Raw genomic sequence first — 21,141 nt, 5'->3', positions numbered from 1 at the left:
GTGATGCTCAAAATATTTCAATGATTCTCGTAACTAGCTGAAAGCAAAAAGGAAAAAATTTCAAAAAAAATAGTGCCTGTAAGAATAATTCCTACAGGCACTGTTTTATGAAAATATTTAATCTTAAAGCTTTTTCAATACAATGTTTCTCCAATATACTTTAATACCTCCACCATCGTGGATTTGAAGGCAAATACCTCCCTTTCCCTCTCCAATTTTAGCATCAGAAAAGTTTACCATTTCATGACCATTCAAATATGAAGTTACATTATCTCCTTTCACTACAATCTTCATCTTATTCCAGTCACCAAATTTTAAATATTTATCTTTTTCAGGATCTGGTTTAATTAACCAACCTCTGCCATAAGACTCATAGATTCCGCCGGTGTCGCTTCCTGGAGGCGCAACTTCAACTTGCCAACCTGAAACTTTCGTCCCATCAACAGTGGAGCGAATAAATACACCACTATTCCCGTTGGCTTCTTGCTTGAATTCTAAAGTAATTTCAAAATCATCATAGTATTCATCAGTACCTAAATAACCATAACCTTTGTCAGGGCCACTCTCAGAAACTAATAAACCATCCTCCACATACCATTTCTCTGTCCCGTAAATAGTCCAACCCGAAAGGTCTTTCCCATTAAATAGTTTCACCTTCTTTTGAGCGAAACTTAAACTCACTGTAGCTAGAAACAAAGCTAGCACTAATACTTTTTTCATAGTTTTCTGATTTTAATATTTTTGAACCAAGTCACAGCTCCGTGATCTTGAAGAGAAATCAAGCCAGTTTTAGACATGGCATAATCTGGAAAATCATTCCATTTTCCAGAATTTCGTGCAGCAGTCCACTCCTCTGAATAAGGAATGAATTCAACTGTTTTCTTCCCATTCAACCAATAACTGGCTCCTTCCTCTGAGAATATAATTTTTGAGTGATTCCATTCCCCAGCAGGCTTTACCACCCCTTCATAATCAGGCTCAGTCATTGCATAATCAGCACCGATTGATTGCCATTTCTCTAGAGGATCAGGAAAACCTAATTGGTCAATCACCTGATATTCTGGACCTGTCTCATAAGGAGCTTCATACTGAGGACCTTCTACCACATGATAGAGTACTCCACTGTTTCCACCCGGAGAAATTTTCCAATCCCATTCCATTTCGAATTCCTCAAACTCCATAGGACCAAAGACGATGTCTCCTCCAATATCTCCTCCTTTACCAAGAGCTTTCAAGGCACCATCCTCCACAGTCCAACCTTCTGGAAAACTATCTCCATTGAATGCTCTCCAACCAGCAGGATCTTCTCCATCAAATAAAAGCATCCAACCTTCAGATTTTTCTTCTTCTGTCAAGCTATTATCAGGAACAGCTTCTTCAACTACTTCAACTTCCTTCGATTCTTCTGCTGGCTTCGGCCCACATGACCAAGCAAGTCCTGCCAACACTATCCAAGCTAACTTTGTATTTTTCATTTTATTTATAAGTTTTATCAATTTAAGTTTGAACCGAAAAGTTAAATGAAATTTTTAAAAAAGTAGCCCAAGAAATCCTAATTTTTTACGACTGGTATCTTGTTAACTCTTTTTCAATTACTAATTTATTGTTTCAAAATATGATTTGGCCCCCAACAATCTGCTCCCATACCAAGAGAAATATTCTCCATCCACAATCCTGACTTTACAACCTTTCAGTACTTTTTTAAAAAAATCAACATGCTTTTGTTTAAAGGGAAATGGCTCAGAACTTAGTAATAAGTAATCTGGGTTGAACTCTATCAGATCCTCTAAATTAAATTCGGGATACCTTTCTTTATTTATCAAATTTTCAAATCCTGCATATGGAAGCATTTGATCAATAAATGTTTTTCTTCCAACTCCTATTATTGGATCATTCCAAATTAGATAGACTGCTTTACCTTTTTTTGGAAGTGGCGTATTTAGCTCCCCTTTTATTTTATGTATGAGCTTATTGGCTTTGAGATGAACATTTAGAATTTCCCCAAGGGATCGAATCATCTCCAAACTATCATCTAGAGTCAGGATGTCACTCATCCAAACTGGATATTTCTGCATCAGTTTTTCTACTCCTGTTTTTTCATTCTCTTCCTTATTCCCAATAATCAGATCCGGTTGAAGGGACTCAATGACATCCATTCGATAATTCTTCGTTCCTCCAACCACCTCCTTACTTTCTTTTAGCCCTTTTGGCCTTACACAAAATTTAGTCACTCCAACAATTCTATTTTCCAAGCCTAAATCTACCAATAGCTCGGTTTGAGAAGGCACCAAAGAAATGATCCGTTGGGGAGGATTGGAAATAGATAACTTACGTTGGAGCTGATCCTTGAAAATCATGAAAGAATCCTAGGAATATGAATTGGGTATATACATCACATTTATTTAGAGATATCCGGAAAATCAAATGATATACTTAAAATCATAAACCGGATCAAAGTCTATCAGGAATTCATACATCAGATTAATAACCTGCTCAATATCTTCTTTGCTCGCAGTCTCCACGGTAGTATGCATATACTTTAAAGGAAGAGAAATCAATGCTGAAGGAACACCTTCGTTTGAATAAGCAAAGGCATCCGTGTCAGTACCTGTACCTCTAGAGGCAGCAGAACGCTGAAAAGGAATTTCTTTTTTTCTGGCAGTTGCGACAATTAAATCCAATAATTTTTTATGAACTGAAGCTCCATATGTGAGAACCGGGCCTTTCCCTGCAGTAAGATCCCCACTTGTTACTTTATTATAAAGTGGAGCGGTTGTATCATGACAAACATCAGTGATTAATGCAGCATTGGGTTTTATTTTGGCAGCAATCATTTGTGCTCCTCTTAAGCCTATCTCTTCCTGAACTGCATTTACTATATATAAACCGAATGGTAGTTTTTTTCCGGATTCTTTGATTCTTTTTGCAACCTGAGCAATCATGTATCCGCCAATCCTATTATCTAATGCTCTTCCAGAATAAAATTTTCCATTTAATTCAGTCAGTTCATCTTTAAAAGTAATAACGCATCCTACATGGATCCCCATTTCTTCTACCTCATCCTTGGACCTAGCGCCAACATCAATGAAAATATTATCCAGAGTCGGTGCATCCTCCTTTCCTTCTTTCCTGACATGAATAGCAGGCCAGCCAAATACCCCTGGAACTATGCCTTTATCTGTATGAATATTAACCCTCATGGAAGGAGCAATCATATGATCGGAACCTCCATTCCTTCGAACATATATATACCCATCATCTTTAATGTAGTTCACAAACCAACTTATTTCATCGGCATGCGCCTCAATTACCATTTTATATTGTGACTCTGGATTTATCACACCTACTACTGTCCCATAATTATCAGTAAAATAATTATCAACATATGGTTTGATATAGTCAAGCCAGATTTGCTGACCGGAGGCCTCAAATCCCGTAGGTGAAGCATTATTAAGGTATTTATATAAAAAGGAGTTGGATTCCATTTCTTGAGTTTTGTTTATTAGTTGTATTTGAATTTCTTAAAGCGGAATATTCCCATGCTTCTTCCTAGGGATTTTATCTACTTTATTTTCCAACATTTTGAATGCTTGGATTAACTTAATTCTAGTTTCACAAGGAATGATAACTTCATCTATAAAACCTCTGAAAGCGGCACGATAAGGGTTTGCGAATTTAGCAGTATAATCGTCTACCTTTTCTTGAAGTTTTGTCTCTGGATCTTCAGCTTCCGCAATTTCTTTCCTGAAAATTATTTCTGAGGCACCTTTAGCACCCATCACAGCAATTTCTGCTGTAGGCCAAGCAAAGTTTAAATCAGCGCCAATATGTTTTGAATTCATCACGTCATAAGCACCGCCATACGCTTTTCTAGTAATAACAGTAATTCGGGGAACCGTAGCCTCAGAAAATGCATAAAGTAATTTTGCTCCATTTGAAATAATTCCGTTCCACTCCTGATCTGTTCCCGGTAAAAACCCTGGCACATCGACTAAAACCAATAAAGGGACATTAAAACTATCGCATGTTCTTACAAATCTGGCAGCTTTGGTCGAAGCTTGGTTGTCTAAGACTCCTGCCATAGACTGGGGCTGATTACCTACCACCCCAATACTTCTTCCGGCAATTCTGGCAAAACCCACCACAATATTATCAGCATAATTCTCATGAATTTCTAAAAATGAATCTTCATCTACAATACCTTTAACTGCATCTCGAATATCATAGGGATGATTGGGATTCTCGGGAATCAATTCATTAAGCCCAATTCTACTTTCATCCTCTTGCAATTCATAAGGATATACAGGAGCAATTTCTTCACAATTTTGAGGCAAGTAACTTAATACATTTTTAATATGCTTGATACATTCCAGTTCATTCGGACAAGCAAAATGTGTAACACCACTTTTTGTGCTATGAGCTGAAGCCCCACCTAACTCTTCTGCTGTAACATTTTCTTGTGTTACAGTCTTCACTACATTTGGTCCAGTCACGAACATGTAGGAGGTATTTTCTACCATAAATATAAAATCTGTGATGGCCGGAGAGTAAACTGCTCCACCTGCACAAGGCCCCATAATTGCGGAAATTTGGGGTATCACACCGGATGCGCGTGTATTCCTATAAAATAAGTCTGCATATCCACCAAGAGAATTAACACCCTCTTGTATTCTCGCTCCACCCGAATCATTTAATCCTATCACGGGAGCACCATTCTTCATGGCCATATCCATTATTTTACAGATTTTCTCTGCATGAGTTTCTGACAAGGAACCTCCGAAGACTGTAAAATCCTGAGAAAAAACATATACCAGTCTTCCATTAACTTCTCCGTATCCGGTCACCACACCATCACCAAGATAATGTTCCTTATCGAGCCCAAAATCTTTGGCACGATGCATTACGAACTTATCCAATTCTTGGAAAGTACCCTCATCCAAAAGCAGGTCAATTCGCTCTCTGGCAGTTAGCTTTCCTTTTTTATGCTGAGCTTCAATGCGCTTTACTCCCCCGCCTAATAATGCTTCTTGGTTTTTCTTCTTTAATAATTCAATCTTTCCTTGAACTCCAGCAACTGCAAAATTGGGTTTATTATTCTCATTCATATGGTTTCCTTTAGACTACTCCAAATATAACAGGCTTTATGAGCTAAGGAAAAAATCTTCAATTATTGAAGCAATCAAAAAAATATTAATATCAAAAATCTCTAAATGATAAGCCTTTTTATCAAGACATCTGTTCTATTCGAAAAAAGAAGGAATAAAATCTAAGTAGAAAGGACTCATTTCAAATAACTTTCTATATTCGCGCAACCAAAAAATTGGTAGCAGATGAATTCCCAAAAGGCGGCAGTAATAGATATGGGAACCAATACATTCCATTTGTTATTGGTTGAACTGAATCAAACTGGATTCAAGACGATTTACAAGGAGAAAATCCCTGTAAAACTGGGAAAGGGTGGAATTAATCAAAATCATCTTGCTGAAGATGCTCAAAAAAGAGCCTTTCATACTTTAAGACATTTTAAAAACCTGATAGATGGCGAACATATCGATCAGGTTTTCGCTTTTGCTACCTCCGCTGTCCGAAATGCCGAAAACGGAAAAGAATTCGTAAGAAAAGTCAAAGAGGACATTGGGATTACCATTGAAGTGATTTCAGGGGTAGAAGAAGCTCAGATGATTTATGAGGGAATACGACTCTCCGGCTCCCTAAATGGGCAAGTTGAACTTATGATGGATATTGGTGGGGGTTCAGTTGAATTTATTATAGGTACATCACAGGAGGTTTTTTGGAAACAAAGTTTTGAAATTGGCGGACAAAGGCTTTTGGAACTTTTTCATTACCATGACCCAATTCTACCTGAAGAAATCTCAAAATTAGAGGCTTATTTAGAAATCAAACTTTCTTCACTGATAGAAGCAATTGAGAGATTTAAACCTACTGGTCTTGTGGGTGCTTCTGGGACTTTTGATACCTTGACAGACATTTATTTTGAGTCTATGCTTCAATGCAAACTTACTGGTCAACATGTATTCGAGTTGCCATTAGAAGAGTTTGAAAAAATCCATAGAATGCTTCTTAGTAAAAATAAGGAAGAGAGGCTTCTTATTCCCGGCATGATCCCGATGCGTGTAGATATGATAGTTGTAGCTTCAAGCCTAATTGAATTTATCCTGCGATACATTCCTGTTCGATCTATTACCTGCTCCCACTATGCACTAAAAGAAGGTGCTATTTCCAGAGTTATGAAGCAATTTGCAGCAATTTGATGCTGTGAACGCTTTAGGTTTTTTCTAACATAAAATCAGCCCATTTGAAGGCTGGTCAAAAAATTTAAAAACATGACTTATTCCTACAAACGACTTCAGGATTTTACATTTGGAATACTGACTAAAATCGGTTGTCCTGAAGATCAAGCTAAAACTGCAACAGAAGTTCTACTCTCAGCAGATTTGAGAGGAGTGGATAGTCATGGAGTAGCAAGACTTTCGGGCTATGTTAGGTTGTGGGAAAAAGGAAGAATTAATGCAACGCCAGATGTACGTGTGATTTATGAAACCCCTTCTACTGCTGTAGTCGATGGAGATGGAGGTTTAGGTTTGGTTGTAGCACCTTTTGCAATGCAAGTTGCCATTGAAAAAGCAAAAAATGCTGGAACAGGTTGGGTATCTGTAAAAAATTCAAATCATTATGGAATTGCTGGTTATCATGCGATGATGGCTTTAAGACATGATATGATTGGTATTTCACTTACAAATGCCAGTCCTCTAGTTGCTCCAACTTTTTCAAAAGAAAGATTACTTGGAACTAACCCCATTTCTGTAGCTATTCCAGCTAAAAACCAACCTCCTTTCGTAGCAGATATGGCTACTACTACAGCAGCAAATGGTAAATTGGAAATCCTTCAAAGAAAAGGAATGGACACACCTACTGGCTGGGTTCAGGACAAAGATGGAAATCCAACCACTTCAGCAAATGGTGTGAAAGATGGCGGCGCATTACTACCCTTAGGCGGAGATCGTGAACATGGGTCTCATAAAGGATATGCACTTGGTTCAATTGTAGATATTTTTTCTGCAGTTCTTTCAGGGGCTAATTATGGCCCATGGGTTCCGCCTTTTGTGGCATTTTTGGAGCCAGATCCAAATCCGGTTGGTGAAGGAATAGGCCACTTTTTTGGTGCGATGCGAGTAGATGCTTTCCGACATGCTGATGAATTCAAGACCCACATGGATAACTGGATTAATCGATTCAGGGCTGCAAATCCAACTCCGGGAAATAAGAAAGTATTAATCCCGGGTGACCCAGAACGGGAATTGGAAGCGATTCGAATGAAAGATGGAATTCCATTACTTGATCCGGTAGTCAAAGATTTGACTGAACTAGGTGAACGGTTCGGGGTGAATTTCTGAAAACGGCCTTTGGGTAATATTCTATCCAATTGATTAGTTTATAATATAACAGATAGTTAAATTTTGATTTTTAAAAATTAGCTATGCTTCAATCCCCCAAATCGCGCCCTTCCTTTGAAGAAAACCCAAAACTTGCAAAAGCCGCTCACAACTTGAGCACTCTTTTGACGGCTATTGGAGAAAAAGAAATTCCTGAATCGATTGAATCCCAGATAAATGAAATTATTGCTGGAGTTAATGATTTCAAAGGAGCAGATCCCCAATTGATCAAGCAGATTAAGGCTTCACAGGCATCTATTTTAAAACTAATAGAAAAAGAGCTAGGATTGGTTCCTAAAAATCACTTTCAGACGCAATGGATGGTGCTTGGCATGTCTGTATTTGGTTTACCGATGGGAGTTGTTTTTGGCACTACCTTAGGAAACATGGCATTTATTGGGATCGGTCTTCCCATTGGAATGGCCATAGGAATCGCAGTTGGAAATAGCAAAGACAAAGAAGCTGCTGAAAAAGGAAAACAACTGGATTGGTCAGCTAGATCCGCTGATTAAGTTTTTCCAATCACCTTAGTAAACTAGCTGTTGAATCTCCTCCTTGTTTTATACCTAGGAAAAATGGATTTACAAATCAAGAAGTAGTCATAGATCCGGTAGACAGAGAAGTTTTTGAATGGATAATAGAAAACTCCATTCAACCTTAAAAAACAAACACCCACTTTTTACTCATTTGAAGAAATGGTGACTTTCTGTAATTTAAGAGAATTGTCAACCTATATTCCCATAACCTATGAATCCCCTGAATCGAAGAGAGTTTTTAAAAGGAAGTACCGCCTTGATGTCACTGGCAAGTTTTGGTTTGCTTGGAATGGACTTTAAAGATCGGGAAGGACCACTGCAAGTGGCTTTGATCGGAACAGGCTGGTATGGGAAATCCGATCTTTTTCGATTGATCCAAGTAGCAGAAATAGAAGTCGTAGCGCTTTGTGATGTGGACTCCAAGCAGCTGGAAGAAGCTGGCAAACTGGTAGCAAACCGACAGAAATCAGGTAAAGTCCCAGCACTTTATGAAGATTATAAAGAGCTTCTGTCAAAAGAAAAACCGGAGTATGTGCTTGTTGGAACGCCAGATCATTGGCATGCTTTGATCGCAATTGATGCTGTGAAAAGCGGGGCTCATGTTTATTTGCAAAAACCTATTTCCGTAGACGTCATAGAAGGCGAAGCGATTTTGGCGGCGGCCAGAAAATACGATAAAAAGGTTCAAATCGGTACCCAAAGAAGAAGTACGCCACATTTGGTTCAGGCAAAGAAAGAAATTATTGACTCTGGTAAACTAGGCAAAATCTCACATGCAGAAGTTTGCTGTTATTACCACATGCGGAATAGAAGTCATCCAGATGTGATACCTGTTCCAGAAAATTTGAATTATGATTTATGGGTAGGGCCTGCTCCGAAGCTTCCATACCGCGGGATTTTACATCGAGGCTGGAGGGCATTTATGGAATATGGCAATGGGATCGTGGGAGATATGTGCGTTCATATGTTAGATTCCGTCCGCTGGATGCTGGATCTTGGCTGGCCAGTACAAGTAACTTCCACAGGAGGTATTTATGTGGACAAAGAATCCATCTCAAATATTTCCGACACTCAGACAGCTATCTTTGAATTTGATGAGATGAATGTTGTTTGGCAACATCGGACTTGGGGAAACCCAGTGGACAAAGATTATCCTTGGGCCTTCAAAATATATGGGGAGAATGGAACCTTAGCGGGAAGTCCTATGCGGGCAGATTTTTATCCAGAAGGAAGAGACAATGGAGAGCCAATCCACTATCCTGTAGTTTTGGAAAAGGAACAATTCCCTGAAGATGTCACAGAAAAAGACATTGAAATCCACGCAGCACCAGCCACCAGAGAACAAATGAAAGATTGGCTGAAGGCCATCGAATCTGATACTCTTCCAGTTGCTGATGTTCTTCAAGGACATATTTCAACAGCATCGTGTATTCTTGCAAATATATCGATGGAATTGGGAGGAAGGACATTGAAATATGACCCAAAAACAATGACCGTACTAAATGATGCCGAAGCCACAGCACTTTTAAGGAGACCATATCGACCAGGATATGTTCATCCAGATCCAAATAATGTCTAGGTCCTGAAATTTTCATCCAATCAAATTTCCGTTCATCCAATTACTTTTGCTAAGGGGTTGTTTTTTGTATCTTATGTGACCAAAAAACCTCAAACCCTAACTCAATGAACTCAATAAATCGACGAAACTTCCTAAAAGGATCATCAGCCTTGGCTACACTAGCAAGTTTCGGCTTGCTTGGAATGGACTTTAAAGATAGAGAAGGTCCACTGCAAGTAGCACTAATAGGAGCTGGATGGTATGGAAAATCCGATCTTTTTCGCCTGATACAAGTGGCAGATGTAGAAGTGGTAGGATTAAGTGATCCCGATCAACACATGCTAAAAGCTGCCGGTGACATGGTGGCAACTAGACAGAAGTCCGGCAAAGTCCCTACGCTTTATGAAGACTATAAAGAACTCTTGGAAAAAGAAAAACCAGAATTTGTTTTAATCGGATCTCCAGATCATTGGCACGCTTTGCAATGCATTGATGCTTTGAAAGCTGGCGCACATGTATATGTCCAAAAACCAATTTCTGTCGATGTCATTGAAGGCGAAGCGATGGTTGCTGCTGCTAGAAAATACAATAAAGTAGTCCAAGTAGGTACCCAAAGAAAAAGTACTCCTCATTTAATTGATGCGAAAGAACAAATCATTGACTCTGGGAAATTGGGCAAAATCTCCCATGTGGAAATCTGCTGTTATTTTCATATGAGAGCCAATGGTAATCCACCAGTTGAGCCAGTTCCTGATTTTTTCAATTATGATTTATGGACAGGACCGGCACCTCTTCGCCCCTATGATGGACTTCCACATAGACGCTGGTGGAGAACTTTTATAGAATATGGAAACGGTATTACCGGAGATATGTGCGTACATATGCTGGATACGGTTAGATGGATGTTGAAATTAGGCTGGCCAACCCAAATCACTTCAACCGGGGGTATTTTTGTTCAGAAAGATGGAAAATCGAATATTTCAGATACCCAATCGGCCATTTTTGAATACCCAGAACTCAATGTGGTTTGGCAACACCGAACTTGGGGAAATCCAGATGACCCGGAATATCCATGGGCATTCAAGATTTTTGGTGAAAAGGGAATGTTAGCTGGTAGTACCATGCAAGCAGATTATACTCCAGTAGACAGGAATGAGAAGCCGATTCATTTTGATTGTCTCTTTGAAAGGGAAAAATATCCTGAAGATGTCAATGAACCGGATATTGAATTAAATGCTGCTCCTGCAACACGTCTTCATATGAAAAACTGGTTGAATGCAATTGACACCAAATCACTTCCGGTAGCTGATATTGAGGAAGGCCATATTTCTACTGCCTCTTGTATTCTGGCAAATATCTCCATGGACCTTGGAGGTAGAACCTTGAAGTATGATCCAAAAACGATGACTGTGGTGGGAGATAAAGAAGCTACAGCTCTATTGAAAAGACCATATCGAAAAGGATACACACATCCTGAGCCTAAAAGTGTTTAAATAAAACACACATAACTATTAAACCGAGTCTCTAAAAATTGAGCCTCGGTTTTATTTTATTGACAATCGCAATATCTTGGCTTTCCTATTTGAAATAGCATGATCGAGATAACCTCTGCAACCCAGGAAGACTTGAAATTTGTCCAAAGTATCGCAAAAAGAACTTGGCCAGATACATTTGGAAATATATTAAGTCCCCACCAAATTGATTACATGCTCAGCTGGATGTACAGCTTAGAAAACTTAAGTAAGCAACAAAATTCTGGACATCAATTTTTTTTTGCTGAGGAGGATGGCGAAAAATTAGGCTTCACCGGAATTGAAGTAAATCAAGAACCTGGTAAAACGAAAATTCATAAGATCTACATTCTCCCGACAGCCCAGGGAAAAGGAATCGGAAAGAAGCTAATCAATAAAGTGAAGGAAGTCGCAAAAGAAAACCACCAAATTAGTCTTCTTCTAAATGTCAATAAATACAACAAAGGGGCAATCGACTTTTATGAATACCTCGGTTTTAAAAAAATAAAAGAAGAAGTCATCAATATTGGAAAAGGTTATGTGATGGATGATTTTGTATTTGAACTTACTCTTTGAAAATCCAACCTTTAAGTTTTTCTAAACCTCAAAGGTTATCCAAAATAGTCTCCCAAAGTACCAACCCATTGGCTGGAGCTGGTGGAAGCATTCCAAATTTATCAGGAGTCATCAATCGAGCTTCAATTTCTGACAAATCCATTACCCCTTTCCCAATTTGCCAAATAGCTGACATCATCATTCTAACTTGATGATGCAAAAAGCCTGTTCCGGAGATTTCAAAGTAAAAAATTTCCTCAGGAAAAAACTGTCCTAGAAATTCTTTTGAACCCAGTATTCGAACTGAAACCACTTCTCTTCTATAATCTATTTTGTTTTCGGAAGGCCTACAGAAAGCTTTGAAATTGTACTCTCCAACAAAATATTGACATCCATTTTTCATTGATTCCCAGTTCAACTTTTCAGAGACATTCACTAAGAAAGCAGAGGCAAACGGATGGAAAGATTTTGAGTTTGAAAAATAGTAACGATAGGTTTTCTGCTTCACAGATTGGATCAAATTGAAAGTACTTGAAACTTCCTTGACTGAATTCAACTGGATATCCTGAGGTAGGTGCTCTTTAAATTGTGGAAAAAGCAAATCCATATCGACTTTTTCACGAAGGAAAACCTGTACAAAACCTCCAAGACATGAAACTCCTGAATCCGTTCGGCTAGCCCCGATTAAAGAAAAATCCGAATGGCCTAGCACATGCCGAAGCACGCGCTCTAATCTTCGTTGAACAGTAGGTTGATTGGGCTGAGGCGCCCAACCTTTATACCGAGCTCCGAAATAGGAAATAGAAAAAAGATAAGAAAATGGACGGGATTGCATTACAAGTTATATCCTTATTAAAAAAAGCAATATTAAGTTCAAACCTATTCTATTTTTTCAATACTGGCTGTGTCCAAGCCGTTTCCGTATCGCCAATCTGATATGGGTTTTCTTTTGGTTTGGAAGAAATAATTTTAGCACGAACATACATATCATCTGACTTCAAAGTATAAGATCCTAAAGTACCATTTACTTCACTCAATAATATTCCACTTGTTTCAGGAGATGATTTTTTTGTTCCAAAGAATTGGATTTCATAAGTTACTCCCGCTTCTTTTTCCACCTCCACATTTAAAGTTTCTCCATCAAAATCGATTGAACTTAAAGTAACTCCCGTACTGGAGTAAAAATCACCATTTTCCATGGCATCTATTAAAGATTCCGGGCTCAAATTTTCTGCTAAGACCATCACCCAGCCACGTCCTGGATTACTGCTATTTTGATCAAAAACGTGGTAATTATGAGCATCGTCAACTGCCAGCCCATAGAGTAATGGTTTCCCTGCCAAGAGATAGGCTGCTTGTACTTTATCCCAAAGTACTTCCATACTAGGGCGAAGAGAGTCTCCGTAATTATTTACTTGGGGGTGACCATTATACACTTCAAAAAAGCGTTCACCAGTAAGTTCAATCATGTCTTCTGGAGTAATTGCCCAGATAAAATTGGGATGATTGATATGGAGAAACATAGGGACACCCGTTGAATCACGTTGAGCTTTTACTCGATCCAAACCATTTTGTAGTATCTCTGGAACTGAGTTTCCACCTTGTGCGGGAATCAGTTTTTGAATATTTGTCACATTCATATGAAGTGGTTTTTTCTCAAAACTCTCTGTTAATTCCTGCGATTGAATGATCAAAAACTCTCCTTCCTCCTCAAACATCGGAGCATATTCTGCAATGGTTTTCAATTTAACTTCTATCCTTCCTGCCGAATCTTCCCGATAAACAACCTGATCACCGTATTTCTCAACATACTTCTGAAAACCTAATTCATGTGATGGAGATTTTGGAATCAGTTTCCATTTTTCTCCCACTGCAAGGGTATTATGATCCGAAAGCACCACAAAATCATAGTCATGCGACTTATACCAATCCATAATCATCTCAGGATAATCGTCGCCATCAGACCAATAAGAATGCGTATGTAAATTGCCTTTATACCATTGTTTTGTAGGCAATTCAACCTCATCCACTGAACCACAAGAGATCAGAAAAATGGAAAACATTACAAAAATGAATGGATTATATTTCATGGTAAATTCTGAGATAGTAATTATCAAATATAGCGAGGACTTAGAAAATATAAGTTAGCTCCAGATTATGAATAAAGTTTTGAGTGTTGAGGCATAAAAAAACCACCTCGAAATAGGTGGCCTTTTTTTTATATTTTACATCCGGCAATTAAGCCAAGATTTTAGCAGCCAACCAATCCCCAACTTCAGAAGTTTTGTAAGAAGGACCACCATCAGCAATATCTTCGGTCACATAGCCTTCTGCCAGTGATTGATTGACTACATCAGAAATCAATTGTGCTTCTTCCTTCAAGTCGAATGCATAATCAAACATCATCGCTGCAGATAGAACTGTAGCCAATGGATTAGCAATATCTTTTCCAGCTGCTTGTGGATAAGAACCGTGAATTGGTTCAAATAATTTGATGGAAGTACCTAAAGATGCTGAAGGCATTAAACCCATGGAGCCTGAAATCACAGAGGCTTCATCAGTCAAAATATCTCCAAACAAGTTCTCGGTAATCAACACATCGTATGCTTTTGGCCACTGGATCAAACGCATCGCCACGGCATCAACAAATTCATATTCTACCTTCACATCAGGATACTCAGGGGCTAATTCCTGGACAGTTTCTCTCCAAAGCCTGGAGGTTGCCATCACATTGGCTTTATCTACACAAGTCAATAATTTTCTTCGTTTTTGTGCCGCTTCAAAACCCATTCTAGCAAGACGGGTAATTTCCTCCTTGCTATATACATTCGTATCAAAAGCCTTAGTCCCCTGTTCGTTTCTTCCTCTTGGTTCGCCAAAATAAATTCCACCAGTCAATTCTCTGAAGAAAACAAAGTCAACACCTTCAACTCGATCTAATTTCAAAGGAGATTTATGCACTAAAGATGGGAATGTAAATGTTGGTCTCACGTTTGCAAACAAGCCTAACTTTTGGCGCATCAACAGTAATCCTTGTTCAGGACGAACTTTTGCTTTTGGATCGTTGTCATATTTAGGATCACCTATCGCCCCGAAAAGAACAGCATCTGATGCTGCTGCAATCTCATGGGTAGAGTCTGGGTAGGGTAAACCTGTCTCGTCAATGGCTGCTGCTCCTACTACCCCTTTTTTAAAAGTGATTTTATGTCCGAATTTTTGGCCAATAGCTTTTACTACTTTGACTGCCTGGTTTATTACTTCTGGGCCGATGCCATCACCCGGCAACAGCGCGATATTCATTTCCATAGAATTTGGATTCTTCTTGGGTTGGATTTTGATTAAATGATTCGACGATGTTCAGCATTTTTTCCGTGGCCATCATCGCTGCCACTGTTTGATCAGGATCAAGTCCTTTTGTTTTAAATATTTTACCATAATCCCAGGTAACCACTGTCTCCACAAATGCATCGGTTTTCCCTCCGGGAGGTATGGATACATGATAGTCTATCAATTTTGGAAGTTCTTTTTTCAAAGACTTATAGATCTTCCGCAATGCTCTCATGAAAGAATCGTATTGACCATCTCCTGTAGCACTCTCATCATACATTTTTCCATAGATTTTCATTCGAAGTTGAACCGTTGGTTTCAATCCTTTTGAATGAGTCATATGGTATCCTTCGATATGGATATTTTTCTCAATGGAATTATTCTGAAGTACATCAGAAATAATGTAAGGTAAATCCTCCGTGGTGACCCGCTCTTTTTTATCTCCTAATTCAATAATTCGTTGGGTTACTTTAGCTAATTCATCTTTCTCTAAAGAAATGCCCAGCTCCTCCAGATTTTTGAGAATATTTGCTTTCCCGGAAGTCTTTCCTAATGCATATTTTCTTTGTCTACCAAACCGCTCGGGAAGCAGATCATTGAAATAAAGATTCTTTTTGTTATCTCCATCTGCATGAATACCTGCTGTTTGGGTAAATACATTTTCCCCCACAACCGGTTTATTAGCCGGAATATGTTGCCCAGAAAATTGCTCTACCAATTTACTTACCCTGTAAATCTTTTGCTCTTGAACATTTATTTTCAGGTCAGTAAAGTCTTTAATCACCGCAATCACGGATTCTAAAGGAGCATTTCCAGCTCTTTCACCCAATCCATTGATCGTAGTATGAATTCCAGAAGCTCCATGTAAAATAGCTTCCATGACATTGGCCACAGACAAATCGTAGTCATTATGGGCATGAAAATCAAAATGAACTTTGGGATATTTCTCTGTAATTTTTACAAAATACTCCTTAGTCTCCTCCGGAGAAAGCAAACCTAAGGTATCAGGTAGCATGACTCGCTTTATAGGTTGGCTAGATAAAAACTCGATCAAAGCAAGCGTATATTCAGGTGAATTGCGCATGCCATTACTCCAATCCTCTAAATAGATATTTACATCTATTCCATTTTCTTGAGCGTGCGTAATACTGTCTGCAATATCTTTGAAGTGCTCTTCTTTCGTCTTTTTGAGTTGGTGTGTCAGGTGATTTAAGGAACCTTTTGTTAAAAGATTCATCACCTTAGCTCCAGCCTGAATCAACCAGTTTACAGATGCTGGAGTATCTACAAAACCTAATACCTCCACACGGTCCAAAAAGCCTTTTTCGGATGCCCAGTGGGTAATTTTTTTAACTCCCTCCAGCTCTCCATCAGAAACGCGAGCTGAGGCCACTTCAATCCGATCCACCCGGAGTTCTTCCAAAAGTAGTTTCGCAATCTGTAGCTTTTCAGAAGGCAAAAAGGAAACTCCTGAGGTCTGTTCGCCATCCCTCAGGGTTGTATCCATTATTTCTATGCGTCTCTGATTATTCATTAACTATTGTCTCGTTTTTTCGAACTCGTCGATCTCTGACTCCATATTTAACAGGTAATCTATATCATCAAAACCATTCTGCATGTTTTCCTTTTTGTAAGAATTAATATCAAATGATTCTGAATCTCCTGTAGCCAGAAGCGTGATCGTTTGAGCAGGAATACTCACGTCAATTTCTGTTGACGGATCATTTGTAATTGCATCCAGTAATTTATCAGCAAATTCAGGAGAAACCGTTACAGGTAAAACACCAATATTCAAACAGTTATTCTTAAAGATATCTGCAAAGAAGCTAGAAACAACACATCTGAATCCATAATCATAGATTGCCCACACTGCGTGTTCCCGGCTGGAACCTGATCCAAAATTCTTCCCGGCAACCAAAATTTTACCTGAAAAAGTTGGGTCATTTAGGACAAAATCCTTCTTAGGATTTCCCTCTACATCATATCTCCAGTCACGGAATAAGTTATCACCAAATCCCTCTCGCTCCGTTGCTTTCAAAAAACGAGCAGGAATAATCTGGTCAGTATCTACGTTTTCAGCAGGCAATGGAACTGCCGTACTAGTCAAAACGGTAAATTTATCGTAAGCCATTTTCTTTTTTTTAAGATTCAAATACTTCACGGGGATCCGTGATCATACCAGTTACAGCAACAGCGGCTACAGTCAATGGAGATGCGAGCATTGTTCTTGCCCCTGGTCCCTGACGCCCCTCAAAGTTTCTATTTGACGTAGAAACTGCATACTTGCCAGATGGAATTTTATCATCATTCATAGCCAAGCAAGCTGAACATCCCGGTTGTCTTAATTCAAACCCTGCTTCTTCCAGAATTTTTACCAACCCCTCTTCATGAGCCATTTTCTCTACTTCTTTGGATCCAGGAACAATCCAGGCTGTAATATTATCTGCCTTTTTGTGCCCTTTCACAAATGAAGCTACAGAACGAATGTCCTCAATTCTACCATTGGTGCAAGAGCCAACAAATACGTAATCCACTTTTTTTCCTTTCACCGGTTCACCTGGAGCAAATCCCATGTAATCCAAAGATTTCAGATAAGAAGTTTTATTACTTCCTTCCATACCTTCTGTTGTTGGGATAGTTCCTTTCACTTTGATTCCCATTCCTGGGTTGGTACCGTAAGTGATCATTGGCTCAATATCTGTCGCATCAAAGGTAAATTCTTTGTCAAAAACAGCATCTTCATCAGTTCTTAAAGCAGACCACTCAGCGACAGCCTGATCCCAGGCTTTACCTGAAGGAGAATATTGCTTTCCTTTCAAATAGTTGAAAGTCGTTTCATCCGGTGCGATCAAACCACCTCTTGCCCCCATCTCGATAGACATGTTGCAAATGGTCATTCTGGCTTCCATGGAGAGACTTTGGATTGCTGAACCGGCATATTCCACAAAATATCCGGTAGCTCCCGCGGCAGAAATTTTAGAAATGATATAAAGGATAATGTCTTTGGAAGTAACACCAGCACCTAACTCACCATCCACCGTAATTCTCATTTTCTTTGGCTTGGACTGCATGATACATTGCGTTGCCAAAACCATTTCTACCTCTGATGTACCGATTCCAAAAGCAATAGCCCCAAAAGCTCCATGGGTCGATGTATGACTATCTCCGCAGACAATGGTCATACCAGGTTGGGTAATCCCCAATTCTGGCCCGATTACATGAACAATACCATGATGGGCTGAGCCCAAATCATGCAATTCTATTCCGTATTTTTTGCAATTATCCCGTAACCTTTCCACTTGCATGCGAGAAAGCTTATCCTTAATTGTCTGATCTTGATGTATCGTAGGAACGTTATGATCTGGAGTGGCGATGGTACGATGAGGGTATTTCACTGTCACACCACGTTTTTCCAAATTTAGAAACGCCACCGGTGAAGTTACTTCATGAATAAAATGTTTATCAATGAAGAATACATCCGGCCCAGAAGGTACTGAACGTACCACATGCGCATCCCAGATTTTATCAAATAAAGTAGTCTTTTCCATGATTTTAAGCAGTCGTATATTCTTTGACTGGTATTTTATTTAGAGCATCGACAAAAGCTTGTGCCGAAGCCAAAACAATGTCAGAGTTGGATGAAAATCCGTAATAAGGCTTATCACCTTTAATCAATCTCATATGAACTTTTGCTACATCATCACTCCCATGAGTAATAGCCTGTATCAAAAATTCTTCTAGATCCACTTGAGGTTTTACGATTTTATCAATTGCTTTTAGTACTGCATCTACAGGTCCATTTCCTTGGGATGTTGCTGTATGAGGCTGATCTCCAATAGTCAATGAAACTTTTGCTTGAATTGATCCATTTGAAGAGTAGGCCACATTTCCGAGCTCAATGAAATTTGATTCTTCCATGAACTTCCCTACTAGACCCATCAGATCCTTTCTACCAATATCTCTTTTGCTATCTGCGAGAATCAAGAAGGCTTCATAAACCTCACGTAAGGCTTCTCCTTCCAATTCAACTCCCAGAGCATCCAAATGGTGCTTCAACGCAGCTCTACCTGATCTTGCTGTCAAAACAATTGTTGAGGCATCTACTCCTACTTCTTTAGGATCGATGATCTCATAATTTTCTCTATGCTTCAAAACCCCATCTTGATGAATACCGGAGGAATGCGCAAAGGCATTTCTTCCAACAATCGCCTTATTAGGCTGAACAGGCATGTTCATCAATTTAGAAACCAATCGACTTGTTTTATAGATTCTTGGCGTGACAATATCGGTATGAACAGGTATATCTTTGTGGCATTTTATAGCCATCACCACTTCCTCCATGGAAGTATTACCTGCTCTCTCCCCAATTCCATTGATAGTAACTTCAACTTGGCGAGCCCCTTTTTGTACACCTGCAACCGTATTGGCCGTTGCCATTCCCAAATCATTATGACAGTGTGTAGCGATTATCGCTTTATCAATATTTGGGACATTATTTTTCAGATTCGAAATAATCGCTCCATATTGTTCAGGCAAACAATATCCCGTTGTATCGGGGATATTTACAACAGTAGCTCCGGCTTTGATTACTTCCTCAATAATTTTACAAAGAAAATCCGGCTCTGAGCGACCTGCATCTTCTGCATAGAACTCCACATCTTCCACAAACTTCTTTGCATACTTGACAGCTGCAACTCCTCGTTTGATAATATCTTCCGGCGTGGATCTAAGCTTAAATTGAATATGGTAAGGAGACACACCAATTCCAGTGTGTATCCTACCCTTCTTTGCATATTTAAGTGCCTGGGCTGCTACATCGATATCTTTCTCAACTGCTCTCGAGAGGGCACATATGATAGGGTTTGAAACTGCTTTAGAAATTTCTACTACCGAATTAAAATCACCTGGGCTTGAGATTGGAAATCCTGCTTCAATTATATCTACTCCTAGTTCTTCCAAAGCTTTGGCCACCACAATTTTCTCTTGCGTATTAAGCTGACACCCTGGCACTTGCTCCCCATCTCTCAGGGTTGTATCAAATATCCATAGCTTCTCACTCATTTTTCTTGGGTTTTAAGTTTAATTGTTCTCTGGTCTCAATTGTCTTACGACAGCACCTGCCTGCCACATCTCAGAATCTCTTAATTCTTTCAATTCTGCTTCCAATTTCACTCTATAATCATCTTTTGAATTCGAATCAATAGACTTCTGAGCTTCCTTGCCAGATTTTACACTATTATATAATTCTTCGAAAACTGGCTTGGTAGCATCTCTGAAAGGCTTCCACCAGTCCAAAGCACCTCTTTGTGCGGTTGTTGAACAATTAGCATACATCCAATCCATTCCATTTTCTGCCACCAATGGCATTAAGGATTGAGTTAATTCTTCAACTGTTTCGTTAAAAGCTTCTGATGGAGTGTGTCCATTTGCTCTCAACACATCGTATTGGGCAGCGAAAATACCTTGAATTGCTCCCATCAAGGTCCCTCTTTCTCCAGTCAAATCCGAAGTTACTTCTCTATAGAAATCGGTTTCAAATAAATATCCAGATCCAACGCCGATTCCCAAGGCTATAACTCTATCTTTTGCCTTACCAGTTCCATCTTGATAGATTGCATAAGAAGAGTTCAATCCCCTGCCTTCCACAAACATTCTTCTTAAAGATGTTCCAGAGCCTTTTGGAGCTACCAGAATAACATCTATATCTGCTGGAGGAATAATCCCTGTTTTGTCCTTATATGTTACACCAAATCCATGAGAGAAATACAATGCTTTCCCAGGAGTTAAGTGTTTTTTAACTGTTGGCCAAAGGGCGATTTGCCCAGCATCAGAAAGAAGGAATTGAAGAATAGTTCCTCTTTCACAAGCTTCCTCCAGCTCAAATAAAGTTTCTCCAGGTACCCAGCCATCCGCAACTGCTTTGTCCCAGGTTTTAGAACCTTTTCTTTGACCTACTATTACATTAAAACCATTGTCTTTAAGATTTAAAGCTTGACCTGGGCCTTGAACCCCATATCCTAAAACTGCGATAACTTCATCTTTTAGAACTTCTCTAGCTTTTTCCAAAGGAAATTCTTCTCTGGTAACTACATTCTCTTCTACTGTGCCGAATTTTAATTTCATGTGCTTAAAATTTGATTTTAAATGGTTTTAGGTTTAAGGACATTACTTAATCTATCCAAATCCCCAAATCCCCATTT

19 protein-coding genes are annotated in these 21,141 nt (G+C 39.1%); 6 read left to right on the top strand and 13 right to left on the bottom strand.

Annotation, left to right across the window (positions count from 1 at the left end):
* Nucleotides 1-123 precede the first annotated feature (123 nt).
* The 5 genes from AAGF08_RS07590 to AAGF08_RS07570 form a co-directional block, all read right to left on the bottom strand.
* On the bottom strand, nucleotides 124-720 hold the full coding sequence (locus AAGF08_RS07590; protein WP_343510549.1) for a DUF1080 domain-containing protein: 597 nt from the start codon (nucleotides 718-720) through the stop codon (nucleotides 124-126).
* Nucleotides 717-1,475 (bottom strand): DUF1080 domain-containing protein, encoded by a 759-nt coding sequence (locus tag AAGF08_RS07585; protein WP_343510548.1) that lies wholly within the window; start codon nucleotides 1,473-1,475, stop codon nucleotides 717-719. Before AAGF08_RS07585 ends, AAGF08_RS07590 begins: the two co-directional genes overlap by 4 nt.
* A 120-nt stretch (nucleotides 1,476-1,595) precedes the next feature.
* On the bottom strand, nucleotides 1,596-2,357 hold the full coding sequence (locus tag AAGF08_RS07580; protein WP_343510547.1) for a helical backbone metal receptor: 762 nt from the start codon (nucleotides 2,355-2,357) through the stop codon (nucleotides 1,596-1,598).
* Between the two features lie 63 nt (nucleotides 2,358-2,420).
* Nucleotides 2,421-3,485, bottom strand: a complete 1,065-nt coding sequence (locus AAGF08_RS07575; protein ID WP_343510546.1) for a M42 family metallopeptidase — start codon at nucleotides 3,483-3,485, stop codon at nucleotides 2,421-2,423.
* 36 nt (nucleotides 3,486-3,521) lie between these two features.
* On the bottom strand, nucleotides 3,522-5,105 hold the full coding sequence (locus AAGF08_RS07570; RefSeq protein ID WP_343510545.1) for an acyl-CoA carboxylase subunit beta: 1,584 nt from the start codon (nucleotides 5,103-5,105) through the stop codon (nucleotides 3,522-3,524).
* Between the two features lie 225 nt (nucleotides 5,106-5,330).
* Here AAGF08_RS07570 and AAGF08_RS07565 point away from each other — a divergent pair, with 225 nt between their 5' ends.
* The 6 genes from AAGF08_RS07565 to AAGF08_RS07540 all read left to right on the top strand — a co-directional run bounded on the left by AAGF08_RS07565 (nucleotide 5,331) and on the right by AAGF08_RS07540 (nucleotide 11,635).
* Nucleotides 5,331-6,272 (top strand): exopolyphosphatase, encoded by a 942-nt coding sequence (locus AAGF08_RS07565; RefSeq protein WP_343510544.1) that lies wholly within the window; start codon nucleotides 5,331-5,333, stop codon nucleotides 6,270-6,272.
* Between the two features lie 72 nt (nucleotides 6,273-6,344).
* Nucleotides 6,345-7,415, top strand: a complete 1,071-nt coding sequence (locus tag AAGF08_RS07560) for an Ldh family oxidoreductase (protein ID WP_343510543.1) — start codon at nucleotides 6,345-6,347, stop codon at nucleotides 7,413-7,415.
* A gap of 83 nt (nucleotides 7,416-7,498) precedes the next feature.
* Entirely contained in the window at nucleotides 7,499-7,966 is a 468-nt protein-coding gene (locus AAGF08_RS07555) for a hypothetical protein (protein ID WP_343510542.1), read from the top strand.
* A gap of 235 nt (nucleotides 7,967-8,201) precedes the next feature.
* Nucleotides 8,202-9,569, top strand: coding sequence for a Gfo/Idh/MocA family oxidoreductase (locus AAGF08_RS07550; protein WP_343510541.1), 1,368 nt, complete (start codon nucleotides 8,202-8,204; stop codon nucleotides 9,567-9,569).
* 104 nt (nucleotides 9,570-9,673) lie between these two features.
* The gene (locus tag AAGF08_RS07545; RefSeq protein ID WP_343510540.1) at nucleotides 9,674-11,041 is read left to right on the top strand and encodes a Gfo/Idh/MocA family oxidoreductase; all 1,368 of its coding nucleotides are present in this window, start codon (nucleotides 9,674-9,676) and stop codon (nucleotides 11,039-11,041) included.
* Nucleotides 11,042-11,140: 99 nt separating this feature from the next.
* On the top strand, nucleotides 11,141-11,635 hold the full coding sequence (locus tag AAGF08_RS07540; RefSeq protein WP_343510539.1) for a GNAT family N-acetyltransferase: 495 nt from the start codon (nucleotides 11,141-11,143) through the stop codon (nucleotides 11,633-11,635).
* Nucleotides 11,636-11,663: 28 nt separating this feature from the next.
* On the opposite strand, the gene truA is transcribed toward AAGF08_RS07540, so the two are convergent.
* From truA to ilvC, 8 genes are all read right to left on the bottom strand, one after another.
* Complete coding sequence (gene truA, locus AAGF08_RS07535) at nucleotides 11,664-12,449, bottom strand: tRNA pseudouridine(38-40) synthase TruA (RefSeq protein ID WP_343510538.1); 786 nt, start codon at nucleotides 12,447-12,449, stop codon at nucleotides 11,664-11,666.
* A gap of 49 nt (nucleotides 12,450-12,498) precedes the next feature.
* Nucleotides 12,499-13,704 carry a histidinol-phosphatase gene (locus AAGF08_RS07530; protein ID WP_343510537.1) on the bottom strand — a complete coding sequence of 402 codons (1,206 nt, stop codon included), beginning with the start codon at nucleotides 13,702-13,704 and terminating at the stop codon, nucleotides 12,499-12,501.
* A gap of 148 nt (nucleotides 13,705-13,852) precedes the next feature.
* Nucleotides 13,853-14,920, bottom strand: a complete 1,068-nt coding sequence (gene leuB / locus AAGF08_RS07525) for a 3-isopropylmalate dehydrogenase (protein WP_343510536.1) — start codon at nucleotides 14,918-14,920, stop codon at nucleotides 13,853-13,855.
* Nucleotides 14,889-16,475: an alpha-isopropylmalate synthase regulatory domain-containing protein gene (locus AAGF08_RS07520; protein ID WP_343510535.1), complete on the bottom strand. Its 1,587-nt coding sequence runs from the start codon at nucleotides 16,473-16,475 to the stop codon at nucleotides 14,889-14,891. The genes leuB and AAGF08_RS07520 overlap by 32 nt, the downstream gene beginning before the upstream one ends.
* 3 nt (nucleotides 16,476-16,478) lie before the next feature.
* The gene (gene leuD, locus AAGF08_RS07515) at nucleotides 16,479-17,072 is read right to left on the bottom strand and encodes a 3-isopropylmalate dehydratase small subunit (protein ID WP_343510534.1); all 594 of its coding nucleotides are present in this window, start codon (nucleotides 17,070-17,072) and stop codon (nucleotides 16,479-16,481) included.
* 10 nt (nucleotides 17,073-17,082) lie between these two features.
* Nucleotides 17,083-18,489 (bottom strand): 3-isopropylmalate dehydratase large subunit, encoded by a 1,407-nt coding sequence (leuC, locus tag AAGF08_RS07510; RefSeq protein ID WP_343510533.1) that lies wholly within the window; start codon nucleotides 18,487-18,489, stop codon nucleotides 17,083-17,085.
* A 4-nt stretch (nucleotides 18,490-18,493) separates the two neighbouring features.
* Nucleotides 18,494-20,002: a 2-isopropylmalate synthase gene (locus tag AAGF08_RS07505; protein WP_343510532.1), complete on the bottom strand. Its 1,509-nt coding sequence runs from the start codon at nucleotides 20,000-20,002 to the stop codon at nucleotides 18,494-18,496.
* A gap of 18 nt (nucleotides 20,003-20,020) precedes the next feature.
* Nucleotides 20,021-21,064, bottom strand: a complete 1,044-nt coding sequence (gene ilvC, locus AAGF08_RS07500; RefSeq protein WP_343510531.1) for a ketol-acid reductoisomerase — start codon at nucleotides 21,062-21,064, stop codon at nucleotides 20,021-20,023.
* Between the last annotated feature and the right edge of the window lie 77 nt (nucleotides 21,065-21,141).

The organism is Algoriphagus sp. SE2 (genome assembly GCF_039563885.1).
Classification (GTDB): Bacteria; Bacteroidota; Bacteroidia; order Cytophagales; family Cyclobacteriaceae; genus Algoriphagus.
Note: the sequence above shows the minus strand (reverse complement) of the source record. Positions and strands in the feature narration are given on the sequence as shown.

Bases quoted from the DNA above. Each gene is read 5' to 3' on its own strand.
- AAGF08_RS07590 (WP_343510549.1), bottom strand. From the start codon at position 720: ATGAAAAAAGTATTAGTGCTAGCTTTGTTTCTAGCTACAGTGAGTTTA.
- AAGF08_RS07585 (WP_343510548.1), bottom strand. From the start codon at position 1,475: ATGAAAAATACAAAGTTAGCTTGGATAGTGTTGGCAGGACTTGCTTGG.
- AAGF08_RS07580 (WP_343510547.1), bottom strand. From the start codon at position 2,357: ATGATTTTCAAGGATCAGCTCCAACGTAAGTTATCTATTTCCAATCCT.
- AAGF08_RS07575 (WP_343510546.1), bottom strand. From the start codon at position 3,485: ATGGAATCCAACTCCTTTTTATATAAATACCTTAATAATGCTTCACCT.
- AAGF08_RS07570 (WP_343510545.1), bottom strand. From the start codon at position 5,105: ATGAATGAGAATAATAAACCCAATTTTGCAGTTGCTGGAGTTCAAGGA.
- AAGF08_RS07565 (WP_343510544.1), top strand. From the start codon at position 5,331: ATGAATTCCCAAAAGGCGGCAGTAATAGATATGGGAACCAATACATTC.
- AAGF08_RS07560 (WP_343510543.1), top strand. From the start codon at position 6,345: ATGACTTATTCCTACAAACGACTTCAGGATTTTACATTTGGAATACTG.
- AAGF08_RS07555 (WP_343510542.1), top strand. From the start codon at position 7,499: ATGCTTCAATCCCCCAAATCGCGCCCTTCCTTTGAAGAAAACCCAAAA.
- AAGF08_RS07550 (WP_343510541.1), top strand. From the start codon at position 8,202: ATGAATCCCCTGAATCGAAGAGAGTTTTTAAAAGGAAGTACCGCCTTG.
- AAGF08_RS07545 (WP_343510540.1), top strand. From the start codon at position 9,674: ATGAACTCAATAAATCGACGAAACTTCCTAAAAGGATCATCAGCCTTG.
- AAGF08_RS07540 (WP_343510539.1), top strand. From the start codon at position 11,141: ATGATCGAGATAACCTCTGCAACCCAGGAAGACTTGAAATTTGTCCAA.
- truA (WP_343510538.1), bottom strand. From the start codon at position 12,449: ATGCAATCCCGTCCATTTTCTTATCTTTTTTCTATTTCCTATTTCGGA.
- AAGF08_RS07530 (WP_343510537.1), bottom strand. From the start codon at position 13,704: ATGAAATATAATCCATTCATTTTTGTAATGTTTTCCATTTTTCTGATC.
- leuB (WP_343510536.1), bottom strand. From the start codon at position 14,920: ATGGAAATGAATATCGCGCTGTTGCCGGGTGATGGCATCGGCCCAGAA.
- AAGF08_RS07520 (WP_343510535.1), bottom strand. From the start codon at position 16,475: ATGAATAATCAGAGACGCATAGAAATAATGGATACAACCCTGAGGGAT.
- leuD (WP_343510534.1), bottom strand. From the start codon at position 17,072: ATGGCTTACGATAAATTTACCGTTTTGACTAGTACGGCAGTTCCATTG.
- leuC (WP_343510533.1), bottom strand. From the start codon at position 18,489: ATGGAAAAGACTACTTTATTTGATAAAATCTGGGATGCGCATGTGGTA.
- AAGF08_RS07505 (WP_343510532.1), bottom strand. From the start codon at position 20,002: ATGAGTGAGAAGCTATGGATATTTGATACAACCCTGAGAGATGGGGAG.
- ilvC (WP_343510531.1), bottom strand. From the start codon at position 21,064: ATGAAATTAAAATTCGGCACAGTAGAAGAGAATGTAGTTACCAGAGAA.